Origin of the sequence: Sporosarcina koreensis (assembly GCF_001531445.1) — a bacterium.
GTDB classification, from domain to species: domain Bacteria; phylum Bacillota; class Bacilli; order Bacillales_A; family Planococcaceae; genus Sporosarcina; species Sporosarcina koreensis_C.
The window spans coordinates 2770-16444 of sequence record NZ_LQYA01000097.1; the positions used below are offsets into that span (position 1 = coordinate 2770).

Genomic DNA, 13675 nt, shown 5'->3' on the forward strand with positions numbered 1-13675 from the left:
GACAATCGACTTCTTGGATAGCGTCGTCAACAATTTCATCGAGTTTTATTCAAAAACAAAAGCGGTAGTTAAATAATAATGAAAGAAGGCCGTCTCGCTGAATTACCGAGGCGGCCTTTTTTATGGACTGAAAGGATTACGGAAGAATGGCAAATGATCTAACCGGGAAGCCTGATGCTTTTTCGGGTTTAGCAACAATATTGAAGATAATGGCTCCTTTAGCGGGCACTTTATCTAAATTGGTCATCAATTCAATCTGATACGTGTCTTGGTCAAGAACATAATATTCTCCTTCCAATTTTCCTTTCTTGCGGAAGTCCGCAGCAGAGTCGGTGTCGTATGTTTCGTGGCCAACCGCTTTTATATTTCTCTCTTCGAAAAGGAATTTCAATGCGTCCAATCCCCAGCCCGGTATTCGGTTGTTGCCGTATTCGTCTTTATTGTTAAACGCCTTGTGATCCGGCCAACGTTTACTCCAATCTGTACGTAATGCGACGAATGTGCCTTCTTCGATTTTGCCGTGAACCGTTTCAAAATTTAAGATGTCCTGGATGCTGAATGTGAAATCATTGTCGGTTTCGGCCTCCTTCGATTTATCGATGACGACTAACGGAAGGACCAGCTCTTGCAACTCCAACTCATCCAAATACCGTGTATCGCGGACGAAGTGGATAGGTGCGTCGATATGAGTGCCATATTGCCCTGGAAATGAAAACTTTTGGGCAAAGAAGCCGTCATCATGAGTAAAAAGCGTCTCGAATTTGGCATCGTCAAACATGAAGAAATGGGGAGAGTCAGGTCCAAAAGTATGGGTTAAATCCACCCACTCCTTGCTCTTTAACAGCTGAAGTGCTGCATGTATTTCATTCACTGTTCCAACTGACATTTTCATCACTCTCTTTCCCTATTAGTTGTTTTGAACGACAGCAGTCGTTTCAGCAGCAATCGCAATGGCTTGCTTTAAATCGGCGATGATATCCTCTGCCTCTTCCAATCCGACTGAGAAGCGCAATAGCCTTTTATCGACGCCACGTTTTTCTCGCTCTTCCTCAGGAATGTCCGCATGCGTTTGCGTCGTTGGATACGTGATCAAACTTTCAACGCCCCCAAGACTTTCTGCAAACGTAATGAGCCGCAGATTCCGTAAAAACGGATCGACCCAATCACTTTCTCGGAGCCTGAACGAAATCATACCTCCTTTCCCTGCATACAGAACATCATCGATCAGCGGTTCGTTTTGCAAATAAGAGACGAGCTCCTTCGCATTAGCATCATGCTGCTTCATCCGCACATGCAAAGTTTTCAAACCGCGGATGACGAGCCAAGAATCGAACGGAGAAAGTGTCGCACCGATCGCATTATGATTATCCCCTAATCGATGGCATAGCTCTTCTCCCTTGGCGACGACGAGACCGGCGAGCACATCATTATGGCCGCCAATATATTTCGTTGCGCTATGGATGACGATATCCGCCCCTAGCTCAATCGGGCGTTGGTAATAGGGAGTCAAAAACGTATTATCGACGATCACAAGCAAACCGTGCTTTTTCGCAAGCTCCACATTCTGTTCAATATCGATTTCTAGCATGAGCGGATTTGTCGGTGTTTCAATGAAAAGCGCTTTCGTATTTTCGGTAATCAATTTTTCCGTTTCCTCCACACTCTCGAATGACGTATACGTCGTCCGGATGTTGTATAGGTCGGCATATTGGTCAAATAAACGGAAGGTGCCGCCGTACAGGTCGTCAGGTGCAATCAGTTCATCTCCTGATTTGAAGAGGGAAAGGGCGAGTTGGATTGCCGCCATTCCCGAGCTGCATGCATATCCGCGGTCGCCGTTTTCAAGATTGGCAATGCCTTCTTCGAGGATCGTCCGAGTCGGGTTTTTCGTACGGGTATAATCGTAGCCCGTGGAGAGACCCAATCCATCATGCTTATATGCTGTTGAAAAATGAAGGGGAGGATTGACGGCTCCTGTTCTCGGATCGCTCTGATTTCCTAACTGTACCAATTTTGTGTTGATGCCCTGCTTTGTCAAGTTGTCCATCTCCTTTAGTCTATTAAAAAAAGAGGCCTCTCTATATAAGAAGAGGGCCTCCAACAGTTGTTGAAATCAATCTTCTTATCTTCAAGACGTTCGTCGCCTTTTGGAATTAGCACCATACCAAAATCGGGCTGGTTGCTGAGACTTCATCGGGCCAATCCCTCCGTCTCTCGTGATAAGAATTAAAATATGTAATTGTTAGAAAAATGATTTATCTAAAGTTATCATGCTTCCGGATGGAATGCAAGAAGTTTCGGAAATGAATGTCTGTAACCTTTTGCTATAATGAGGGCATGTTGAATGACGAGGAGGATTTCCATTGGCTTGGCTTTATGTTTTAGTGGCGGCGATTGTCGAGGTCTTCTGGGTGATCGGACTTCGTTATTCCGACTCTGCACTTGAATGGACGGGAACCGTCATTGCCGTCATTATTAGTTTCTATGCAATTATAAAGGCTTGTGAGACATTGCCGTCCGGGACCGTCTATGCGGTGTTCACTGGTTCGGGTGCGGCGGCTATTGTCCTCATCGATTTTTTGTTTTTCCATGCGGAGTTTTCCATCACGAAGGTGATTTTCATCGCGATTATCATCGTCGGGGTCATCGGGATAAAAATGACGACGTTCGAATCCGATGCGACAGTGGAAGGGGGCGATTGAGATGGCGTGGGTGTATTTGGTCTTAGCGAGTTTCGGGGAGATTTTTGGCGTCATGGCCATCAATCTTTATTTGCAGAAAAGGTCGTGGTCCCGCCTGCTACTCATCGTCGGAACGTTTTCGGTTGGATTTTGGTTTTTGTCACTCGCGATGCGTGATATCCCGATGGGGACGGCCTATGCAATTTGGACCGGACTCGGTGCGGCAGGTGCTGTACTGATGGGCATTTTGTTTTTCAAGGAAGCGGCAGGATGGAAACGGATGTTATTCCTTTGTTTGATTATCGGAGGAGCGGTCGGGTTGAAAGTGTTTGGTTGAATGGCATATGTTAATTTCAATCGAATTAAGGGTAAATAGTGTATACTGGATCTATCAGAAGAATGCGGAAGAAGGAGATTTGGCATGAGCTCGAAATATGCAGATGACAGTTTGGCATTACATACAGATCTTTATCAAATCAACATGGCGGAATCTTATTGGGCGGATGGCATCCATGAACGGAAAGCGGTATTTGAGCTGTACTTCAGAAACTTGCCGTTCGGGAATGGTTATGCGATTTTTGCAGGGCTTGAGCGGATTCTCGATTATTTGAAGGAATTTCATTTCAGTGAAAGCGATCTTCTTTATTTGAAGGAGGCACTCGGCTATAAGGATGACTTCCTCGATTATTTGAAGGACGTCCGTTTCACGGGAGATGTTTATTCGATGAAAGAAGGGGAACTTGTATTTGGGAATGAACCGATCATCCGTGTGGAATCGACATTGATAGAAGCTCAGCTAGTCGAAACGGCACTTCTCAATATCGTCAATTTCCAGACGCTCATTGCGACAAAGGCAAGTCGTATTAAGCAAGTCGTCAAAGATGAAGTTGTCATGGAGTTTGGCAGCAGGCGCGGCCATGAAATGGACGCGGCAGTTTGGGGAGCGCGTGCAGCTGTCATCGGCGGAGTGGAAGCAACGAGCAATGTGCGTGCTGGTAAGCGGTTCGGCATCCCGGTTGCGGGAACGCATGCCCACTCGATGGTACAAGCATATCGCAGTGAATACGAGGCGTTCCATTCGTACGCCAAGCGCCATAAGGACTGCGTGTTCCTCGTTGATACGTATAATACGCTTAAAATAGGAGTTCCGACGGCAATCCAAGTCGCAAAAGAGCTTGGTGATCAAATTAACTTTATCGGCATCCGCCTCGACAGTGGTGATATCGCATTCTTATCGAAAGAAGCGCGGCGCATGTTAGATGAAGCCGGATTCCACGATGCCAAAATCGTCGTCTCGAATGATTTGGATGAATACACGATCTTGAACTTGAAAGCGCAAGGGGCCAAGGTCGATTCGTGGGGAATCGGTACGAAGCTGATCACCGCTTACGATCAACCGGCTCTTGGCGCCGTCTATAAAATTGTTTCAATTGAAAATGAAAAAGGCGAAATGCAAGATACAATCAAAATTTCATCCAGTTTCGAGAAAGTGACGACGCCAGGTCGGAAAAAACTCTATCGCATCATCGACAGGGAAAACGGCAAGGCGGAAGGAGATTATATCACAATGTACGACGAAGACCCGACAGTCGAAAAAAGGATAAAAATGTTCCATCCGGTGCATACATTCATTTCCAAATTCGTAACGAATTTCGATGCTGTGAATTTGCATACGAAAGTCGTCGAAGGCGGAAACGTGTTGTACCAAAATCCGACGTTGAATGAAATGCGCCAGTACGCCCACGATAATTTGAATTTATTATGGGATGAATATAAACGTTCGTTAAATCCGGAGGAATATCCGGTCGACTTGAGCCAGAAATGTTGGGACAATAAAATGCGCAATATCCGTGAAGTCCAGGAAAAAGTGGACGAGTTTTCAATGAGATGAGGAGGGGCGGACAATGACGTTTCAAGAACAGGTCATTGCAGAGCTGAAAAGCATGCCATCGATTGACCCGAAGGAGGAAATCCGCAAATCGATTGATTTCATGAAGGAATATGCAGTGAAAAATCCATTCGTCAACGGCTTCGTTCTCGGCATATCGGGCGGGCAAGATTCTTCGCTCGTCGGCAGGCTCGCGCAAATAGCCGTGGATGAGCTGAACGAAGAGAACGAGACGGACCGGTTTAAGTTTATCGCCGTCAGACTTCCGTACGGAAAGCAGTTCGATGAAGAAGATGCGCAGGACGCCCTTGATTTCATCAAGCCGTCCCTACTCTATACAGTTGATATTAAAGAAGCGGTCGATGCGAGTGAAAAGGCATTGTTGAATGCTGGAATCATCATTTCCGATTACACGAAAGGGAATGAAAAAGCGCGGGAGAGGATGAAAGTCCAATTCTCCATCGCAGCGACGCATAGCTGTGTCGTTCTCGGGACCGACCATGCAGCGGAGGCAGTGACCGGTTTCTATACGAAATTCGGTGATGGTGCAGCCGACCTCATGCCGATCTATCGGTTGAACAAGAGGCAAGGCCGTCAATTGATGAAGGAGCTCGGGTCGCCTGCGCATTTATACGAAAAGGTGCCGACTGCCGATCTCGAAGACGACAAGCCTGCATTGCCCGACGAAATTGCACTTGGTGTCACGTATGACGAGATTGATGACTTCCTGGAAGGGAAGCAGGTTTCAGCCAAGGCACTTGAAACGATTGAAAAGCATTATAAACGATCGGAGCATAAGCGTCATATGCCGATTACGATATTTGACGATTTTTGGAAATGAATATCAATAGCCCACAACTAAAACAGATGAAGGAATGCACGAAGCTTTCCTTCATCTGTTTTTGTGTATTTTTGTCATATCTTGTTTTATAGTGTTTGCAAGAGGTTGTAGCCGATTCGTTATTACGGTATTATTAAGTTGCATTTTGTAAATTTTCGGACATGTTATTGTAAGATTTTGGGCAAGTTATAGAGAGAAGCTGGAATGGGAGGAAGAAGAATGACATCTGCAGAAGTGATCGACAAAGTTCTTGCGAATATAGATAAGGTAATGATCGGCAAGCGGGATATCGCGGAGTTAAGTGTGACAGCCCTACTTGCAGGCGGGCATGTATTACTCGAGGATGTGCCCGGAGTAGGGAAGACGATGATGGTAAAAGCACTGGCAAAATCGATTGGCGCCTCATTCAAGCGTATACAGTTTACGCCGGATTTATTGCCGTCGGACGTACTTGGTGTCTCCATCTACAACCCGAAGGAAATGGAATTCGAGTTCCGGCCAGGACCGATTGTCGGGAATATCGTTCTAGCTGATGAAATCAATCGGACGTCTCCGAAAACCCAAGCCGCCCTACTCGAGAGCATGGAAGAATCGTCCGTGACAGTGGATGGGGAGACGATCCGGATTCCGCAGCCGTTTTTCGTCATGGCGACCCAGAACCCGATTGAATACGAAGGGACGTATCCGTTGCCGGAAGCGCAATTGGACCGGTTCCTCTTCAAACTGAAAATGGGCTATCCAAAGCGCGGCGAAGAAATTGAAGTGCTGTCCCGCGCGGAAAAATCAGTGCCGATCGATCATCTCGAAACCGTCCTCACGATTCAAGAGTTGACAGAGCTTCAACAAGCGGTGAAAGAAGTGAATGTCGATCATACAATCAAAACGTATATTGTCGATTGTGCATCGGAAACACGCAATAATCCGCACGTCTATCTGGGGGTCAGTCCGCGGGGGTCGCTTGCGCTCATGAAATCTTGCCAGGCGTACGCGCTCATTAAAGGACGAACGTATGTGACGCCAGACGACGTGAAGTATTTGGCTCCATTTGTGTTCGATCATCGGATGATTCTCCGTTCGGAGGCGAAGTATGAAGGGATTACAGCCAATGAAATCGTCGAACGGATTCTCATGCGTGTAAGCGTACCGATTGACCGGGTTGGATCGAAATGAAAAAAGGGAAAGAATTGCTTTCGGTGACAGGCCGCTTCGTTTTCATCGTCGGCCTTTTCTTTTCCGTCTATGTCTTTGCGATGTTCCAAGGCGGTAAAGTAAGTTGGACGATCTTTTACATGTTGACGCCCTTTCTCTTGTATTCAATCGCTCTATTTGCCTATCCGATGAATAATATAAAAGCCGAGCGCATCATCCGTACCAAGACGATTGAGAGAGGTGGGAAGCTCGCCGTTACGGTAAAACTCACGCGGACAGTACCTTTTCCTTTATTGTATACGGTTGCGATTGAAAAATGGGCGGATCCATCCATGGTTAAAAATACGAAAAATCGTACGAAACAGATCTTTTTATTCGGCTTCAAAAAACATATGGAATTTTCGTATGAAATCGACAAGCTTCCTAGAGGCGAGCATATTGTGGAGGGCGTCGAAATAGAAGTTTCCGATTTTTTCGGTTGGATTCAAAAACGTATATTCATTGAATTGAAGGATGCCATCCTCGTTTATCCGAATACTACTTCCATCAAATACGTGCCGATCAACGCCCAATATGACCGTGGCTCTCTCATATCCCCGTTTTCGCTCGTCAAGGATACAACAATGGCGACAGGGGTGAGGGATTACCAGTCGGGGGACCGGGTCACATGGATCCATTGGAAATCATTCGCCCGTACGCAAAATCTGATGACGAAGGAATTTGAGGATCGGCAATCGGAAGATATTATCGTTTTGCTCGACGGCAGGGAATCGAATCTGTTCGAAGAGCAAGTTGAACTCGCAGCTTCCATTGTTGAGGAGGCTGCAAACCATCAGGCGAATATCGCTTTCGTTTCCGTGGGGGCAGAGACAGTTGCATTTCCATTCATCCATTCAGCAGACCAGCTGCACGATGTATTTGGACATTTAGCTAAAATAAGGCCAGTAGCTGCGGAAGATGTTCAGCCATTGGCTTCGACACTACCAGCGGTTGCCGGCAGCGTCGTCTTGGTGACGTCAAATCCCGATTGGACGTTCATCCAATCGATGATGGCCATCGTGAAAAATACGAAATCTATCATCTGTTTTGTGCTTGTTGACGGAGAAAGTGCATTGCCTCCGCAGCTTCAAGAGCAAATCAGATTCGCTAAAGCGAAAGGGATCACAATACATGCACTTAGCAGAAAGCAATTTTCAGAGGCGTTTAAGGAGGTGGCCAGTTGATGAAGGAAGGAAGGACGGATATGCGTTTCCTTATACTCATGTATGCACTGGCTTTTGTCCTGCTCTGGGAATGGCTTCTGCCTGTCATTGAATTGACCGATACGGAATATATAGCGGTCTTCCTTTATTTCATCGCCATATCCTTCCTGTTCGGCTTACTGAAGATGAGATGGTGGCTATCTGTGCCGTTGAAGCTCATCTATCTATTTTGGTCGCTTCATTATGTGTTTTTTGAATCTGTCATGTTGTCGAGGGAAACGGTTTCTTTGTTGACGCAGGATCTTTTGTCCAACATCGGCATTATTGCGGCTTGGAATTGGGAGGGCATAACGAATCCTTTCCGAACGGTTCTCTTTTTTGTGCTGTTATGGATGACCATTTACTTGATCCGGCATTGGATCGAGGTGCGGAAAAGCATCCTTCTTTTCTATGCGATGACGGTCATCTTCATCGCCGTTTTGGATACGTTCAGCTCTTATTCCGCGGAAGGCGCAATTTTCAGGATTATGGTATCGGGTCTTTTATTAATCGGATTGCTGACGATTTCCCGCATTTCAGACCGACATGGACGAAAAATGGGGACGGGAATGTTCGCCACTTTTTCACTCCCTTTGTTATTCGCGGTCATCTGCAGTAGTGCATTCGCGAGCTTCATGCCAGATCGGGGGCCGGTCTGGGCTGACCCCGTTCCTTTCTTAAAGTCAGTCGTGCAGGGGGAAGGGATTGGAAGCGGCAACTTTGTTTCGAAAAGCGGCTATGATACGGATGATTCGAAGCTAGGGGGCGCATTTTCACAGGACAACACGGTCGTATTCAGTGCGACTGTCCCTAAAAAGCAATATTGGAAAATCGAAACGAAAAACACGTACACGTCTAAAGGGTGGGAGCAGTTATCCAGTGAGACGTTGCCTGTTAATATCGTCCCTGGATCATTACTTGCTTTTGACGGAGCAGATAGTTTGCCGGAAGGGACCGGATCCCTTCATGCGGAAATCAATATGAAGGAACAATTACCTTATCTCGTCTATCCATACGGTACGTCCAAAATCCATACGAGAACGGACGTTGTGTTGCAAAATCGTGAGGAGACAGGCCAGTTTTGGGTGATGAAAGATGGGGAAGAGACAGAGCTCGATTCGTTTGGTATCGACATCGTCGAGCAAAAATACAGCTTAACCGCGTTGCGCGAAACATCGATGGATGACTATGCGCTGGAATCCGTGGATTTCACTGAATTCTTGCAGTTGCCTGAGCAATTGCCGGATCGTGTACGCGAATTAGCGCTCGATATTACCGGCAAAGAGGAGAGCGTATACGAAAAAGCGAAATCGATTGAACGTTATTTTGCCAGAAACGGGTTCATGTACGATCAGCAGAACGTGGCGGTGCCGAAAGGGAATGAGGATTATGTCGATCAATTCCTGTTTGATACGAAACGTGGCTATTGCGACAACTTCTCCACTTCTATGGTCGTCATGCTGCGCGCATCCGATATTCCGGCACGCTGGGTGAAGGGGTTTGCTCCGGGTGAAGGAAAAACGAATTCTAGGGGCAAGATGGAATATACCGTGACCAATAATGAAGCGCATTCATGGGTAGAGGCTTATATTCCCGGTTTCGGATGGATGCCTTTCGAGCCGACGATCGGATTTTCGAATACTACAGGTATTGAATATGACCTTGAAACGGATATGAGCGATCCGGAAGCGCCGGAAATGGAAGAGCGTGAGAAGCCCGAAGTCGACCGCGCGGAAACACCTGCTAAGAAGGAAGAAGATAGCGGCTTCATTGCTTTCTTCAGCAAGACGGATAAATTTCTGCGTGAAAATGCATGGATTGGGATTATCGGGATTGCAGTGTTGCTAGTCATCGCATGGAATGTGTATAAACATCGCGGGAAATGGATTCCGAAACTGCTCATAAACACATATCGGAAGAAGAAAACGGATTGGGATATGTATACAAAGCAATACAAAAGCCTCCTGAAGCAATTGGACCGATTCGGATTTAAACGGACGGATAGCATGACGTTATCCGAATATGCGAAAACGGTTGATAGGCACTTCGGCGGCCGCCGGATGCGGATGCTCACTGAGGCGTATGAACGCGGTCTGTATGGCGGGTATACAAATCATGGCGATTGGGCAGGCTTGCAGGAAATATGGGAAGATTTAATCAATAGGGCTTCCTGTTGATTTTTGCAAGTCGGAAGCGTAAGATTGAAAAAAAGAACAACCGTATGCCCTCATATATGTCCGATAATATGGTTCGGACGTTTCTACCAGGCCACCGTGAATGGCTTGTCTATGAAGGCGGGACAGCCATGTCTGTTTCTGCCTGCAGTAGATAGAACGATGAGACGCGTGGAAAGAAGGACTTTCTTACGCGTCTTTGCTGATTTATGAGGCAACGGAAACTAATTGGAAGAGGTGGATCAATTGTCGACGGCTCCTTTATTGATCGAACAGGAAAAGATTGTAGTGCTGAATTACGGTAACGCATATAACCAACTGATTACACGCACAATCCGTGAGTTAGGGGTTTACAGTGAATTGCATCCGCATACCGTTACAGCGGAGGACATCAAAAATATGCAGGCTGTCGGAATCATCCTTTCCGGCGGATCGAAGGAAGTTGACCTCGGAATTGACGCAGGCATTTTTGAACTTGGCATCCCTGTGCTCGGAATTGCTTCCGCCGCGGAAGTGATCGCCCGACAATTCGGCGGAAAAACTGAAACGGGGAAAGAGGCGGCCGATGTTCAGGAAGTCAATGTCACTTCTGCTTCGAAGCTGTTGTCTGGACTTGCAGCAAAGCAGTCCGTCTTAATGGGCAGAGGGAATGCGGTCTCTGAATTGCCATCAGGCTTTTCAGCTATCGCGACAGGCCCGGATGGCGGTACGGTCGCTTTTGCAAATGAAGAAAAACACCTTTATGGCATCCTTTTCCACCCGGAATCCCCGGAATCCGTTGAAGGCAGAGAGATCCTTAGCCAATTCGTCTTTGCTGTTTGCGGCGCACAGAAGACGTGGACGATGGAAAAATTCATCGAGATCGAAATCGAGAAGATCCGCTCGCAAGTCGGCGACAGAAAAGTCCTTTGCGCGCTTAGCGGCGGCGTCGATTCATCCGTTGTTGCGACATTGATCCACCGCGCGATCGGCGACCAGCTCACTTGCATTTTCGTTGACCACGGCCTGCTTCGTAAAGGCGAAGTGGAAAGCGTCGTCGACACATTCAGCAATAAGTTCCATATGAACTTCATTAAAGTCGATGCCCGCAAGCGCTTTTTGGACAAGCTGAAAGGCGTAACAGATCCTGAAGAAAAACGGAAAGTGATCGGTAATGAATTCATTTATGTCTTCGACGAGGAATCCGCAAAGCTCGAAGGAATCGATTTCCTTGCTCAAGGTACGATTTACGCGGACATCATCGAAAGCGGAACGGCGACGGATGAAGTGATCAAGTCTCACCATAACGTCGGGGGACTGCCGGAAGACATGGAATTCGAATTGATTGAACCGTTGAAAGCATTGTTTAAAGACGAAGTACGCGCTGTAGGTGCCGAGCTAGGCTTGCCTTCTGACATCGTGCATCGCCAGCCATTCCCTGGACCGGGCCTTGGCGTTCGTGTGCTTGGGGAGATTACGGAAGAGAAGCTTGAAATCGTCCGTGAAGCAGACTGGATTCTCCGTGACGAAATTGCGAAAGCGGGACTTGATCGGGAAATTTGGCAATACTTCGCAATCCTACCGGACATCCGCAGTGTTGGAAAGAGGAATGAAAAACGTTCTTACGACCATGCAATCGGCATCCGCGCTGTTCATTCCGTGGACGGTATGACGGCGGATTGGGCACGCATCCCTTGGGACGTGCTTGAAAAGATCAGCACACGCATCACATCGGAAGTCGACCAAGTGAACCGCGTCGTCTACGATATTACTGCAAAACCACCGGGCACAATCGAGTGGGAATAAAAAATTGAATAACTGCATCGTATATCTTTGGGGATATGGCCCAAAAGTCTCTACCAGGACGCCGTAAATGTTCTGACTACGATGATTGAATTAAAGCGGAAATCGTTTTAATTCGGTTGTCGCGGGGAAGTATACGAGTATATATCGTATACTTCCTTTTTTGATTATTGAAATGGATCTCCGGCCCGCTGACATTAGACCTGTGGCTTCATTCTAAAATTACATAAAAGGACGGTTAACATGAAGAAATACTTTGAGTTTGAAAAGCTTGGAACGAATTACCGGAGAGAAATCATCGGTGGACTTACCACTTTCCTTGCAATGGCATATATTTTGGCGGTCAATCCGATCATGCTTTCTTTGGAAGGGGTTCCTGATCTTCCTGATGCGATGCGGATGGATAAAGGCGCCGTTTTCGTCGCAACAGCATTGGCGGCAGCAGTAGGTTCATTATTCATGGGGTTAATTGCAAAGTACCCGATTGGCTTGGCACCAGGTATGGGCTTGAACGCATTCTTCGCGTTTACAGTTGTGCTCACCTATGGAATTCCTTGGCAAACCGCATTGACAGGCGTATTATTCTCTGGACTTATCTTTATTATTCTATCGTTATCAGGATTACGTGAAATGATCATCAATGCTATACCGGCACAATTGAAATATGCGGTTGGAGCGGGGATAGGTCTATTTATAACTTTCCTAGGATTCCAAAATGCGAATATCATCGTTGCAGATCCGAATACACTCGTAGCACTCGGTGATTTGTCTGCTGGACCAACACTTTTAGCGATTTTCGGTTTGGTTATCACGATCATTATGATGGTGCGTAAGATAAAAGGAGCCATCTTCTATGGAATGATCTTGACGACGATTTTAGGAATGATCGTCAGCCTGATTGATGTTCCGTCGAAGGTGGTCGACAAAGTACCGTCCGTAGCTCCGACTTTCGGTGCGGCGTTCGAAGCAATCTTCAACGATCCGGCATCTTTGATGACAACTCAATTTCTTGTTATCGTCATCACTTTCTTATTTGTCGACTTTTTTGATACGGCAGGTACACTGGTTGCAGTAGCTACACAAGCGGGATTAATGAAGGACGAAAAATTGCCGCGTGCTGGAAAAGCATTGCTTGCAGACTCATTGGCGACCGTAACAGGCTCGGTGTTCGGAACGTCGACAACGACTTCTTATATCGAATCGACTGCAGGTGTTGCTGCTGGAGCCAAAACAGGATTTGCTTCTATTATAACGGGAATATTATTCCTGCTGGCTTTGTTTTTCTCTCCATTATTGTTCGTTATCACTCCTGAAGTGACAGCACCGGCCCTCATCATCGTCGGCGTGCTCATGGTATCGACATTGGGGAACATCGAATGGATGAAATTCGAGATTGCAGTACCAGCATTTTTCACAATCATCACGATGCCACTGACATACAGCATTGCAACAGGAATCGCAATCGGCTTCGTCTTCTATCCGATCACGATGTTGCTGGCCGGAAGAAGGAAAGAGATTCACCCGATCATGTATGGGCTCTTCATCATCTTCATCCTTTATTTCATATTTATTAAATGATATCGAGTATTATTGGAAGTTAATTGCATAGTAAACGGAACGGTTCCTTTGGAGCCGTTCCGTTTACTATCAATTGAATAAGGAAATTTGAAATACACCATCCGTAGAAGTGGATAGCCGTATTGATATGAAGGCCATTTCAATAGGGGAAATCAAGAATGAAAAAATTATTCGTTAAAACTATTGACACTTTAAATGTCATTTGGTATAGTAGTAAAGCAGTCGAGAGAACGACATGAACCGACAGCGTAAGACATGAACCTTGAAAACTGAACAGCAAAACGTCAACAAATAAAGTTCTGGAGCCGACCTCGTCGGTGAAAAGAACAAACGAATCTTCG

12 protein-coding genes and 3 riboswitches are annotated in these 13675 nt (G+C 46.5%); of the genes, 9 read left to right on the forward strand and 3 right to left on the reverse strand.

All coding sequences use genetic code 11. The features are described 5' to 3' along the window. Positions 1–136: 136 nt before the first annotated feature. Both AWV70_RS11765 and AWV70_RS11770 read right to left on the reverse strand, forming a co-directional pair. On the reverse strand, positions 137–892 hold the full coding sequence (locus AWV70_RS11765; protein ID WP_235588638.1) for a cyclase family protein: 756 nt from the start codon (positions 890–892) through the stop codon (positions 137–139). A gap of 15 nt (positions 893–907) precedes the next feature. Then, positions 908–2047, reverse strand: a complete 1140-nt coding sequence (locus AWV70_RS11770; protein ID WP_153009973.1) for a methionine biosynthesis PLP-dependent protein — start codon at positions 2045–2047, stop codon at positions 908–910. 72 nt (positions 2048–2119) lie between these two features. Next, a riboswitch (SAM riboswitch) is annotated at positions 2120–2226 on the reverse strand. A 137-nt stretch (positions 2227–2363) separates the two neighbouring features. On the opposite strand from AWV70_RS11770, the gene AWV70_RS11775 reads away from it, so the two are divergent. The 9 genes from AWV70_RS11775 (at position 2364) to AWV70_RS11815 (ending at position 13334) form a co-directional block, all read left to right on the forward strand. After that, positions 2364–2702 (forward strand): DMT family transporter, encoded by a 339-nt coding sequence (locus AWV70_RS11775; RefSeq protein WP_060207295.1) that lies wholly within the window; start codon positions 2364–2366, stop codon positions 2700–2702. A gap of 1 nt (position 2703) precedes the next feature. Continuing rightward, positions 2704–3018 carry a DMT family transporter gene (locus AWV70_RS11780; protein ID WP_060207298.1) on the forward strand — a complete coding sequence of 105 codons (315 nt, stop codon included), beginning with the start codon at positions 2704–2706 and terminating at the stop codon, positions 3016–3018. Positions 3019–3102: 84 nt separating this feature from the next. After that, the gene (locus AWV70_RS11785) at positions 3103–4572 is read left to right on the forward strand and encodes a nicotinate phosphoribosyltransferase (protein ID WP_060207299.1); all 1470 of its coding nucleotides are present in this window, start codon (positions 3103–3105) and stop codon (positions 4570–4572) included. A gap of 13 nt (positions 4573–4585) precedes the next feature. Then, positions 4586–5410 (forward strand): ammonia-dependent NAD(+) synthetase, encoded by an 825-nt coding sequence (nadE, locus tag AWV70_RS11790; RefSeq protein ID WP_060207301.1) that lies wholly within the window; start codon positions 4586–4588, stop codon positions 5408–5410. A 219-nt stretch (positions 5411–5629) separates the two neighbouring features. Further along, entirely contained in the window at positions 5630–6580 is a 951-nt protein-coding gene (locus AWV70_RS11795; RefSeq protein ID WP_153009974.1) for an AAA family ATPase, read from the forward strand. Beyond that, a complete protein-coding gene (locus tag AWV70_RS11800; RefSeq protein ID WP_060207305.1) occupies positions 6577–7782 on the forward strand; it encodes a DUF58 domain-containing protein in 1206 nt (401 codons plus the stop codon). The genes AWV70_RS11795 and AWV70_RS11800 overlap by 4 nt, the downstream gene beginning before the upstream one ends. Next, entirely contained in the window at positions 7782–9977 is a 2196-nt protein-coding gene (locus tag AWV70_RS11805; protein ID WP_235588640.1) for a DUF4129 domain-containing transglutaminase family protein, read from the forward strand. Before AWV70_RS11800 ends, AWV70_RS11805 begins: the two co-directional genes overlap by 1 nt. Positions 9978–10007: 30 nt before the next feature. Further along, a riboswitch (purine riboswitch) is annotated at positions 10008–10109 on the forward strand. A 111-nt stretch (positions 10110–10220) separates the two neighbouring features. Next, entirely contained in the window at positions 10221–11759 is a 1539-nt protein-coding gene (guaA, locus tag AWV70_RS11810) for a glutamine-hydrolyzing GMP synthase (protein WP_060207309.1), read from the forward strand. Continuing rightward, a riboswitch (purine riboswitch) is annotated at positions 11757–11858 on the forward strand. (Overlaps the previous gene by 3 nt.) Before the next feature lie 141 nt (positions 11859–11999). Then, entirely contained in the window at positions 12000–13334 is a 1335-nt protein-coding gene (locus AWV70_RS11815; protein WP_060207311.1) for an NCS2 family permease, read from the forward strand. Between the two features lie 139 nt (positions 13335–13473). On the opposite strand, the gene AWV70_RS24545 is transcribed toward AWV70_RS11815, so the two are convergent. Beyond that, positions 13474–13675: hypothetical protein (locus tag AWV70_RS24545; RefSeq protein ID WP_235588639.1), on the reverse strand; the 202-nt coding region annotated here is incomplete at its 5' end.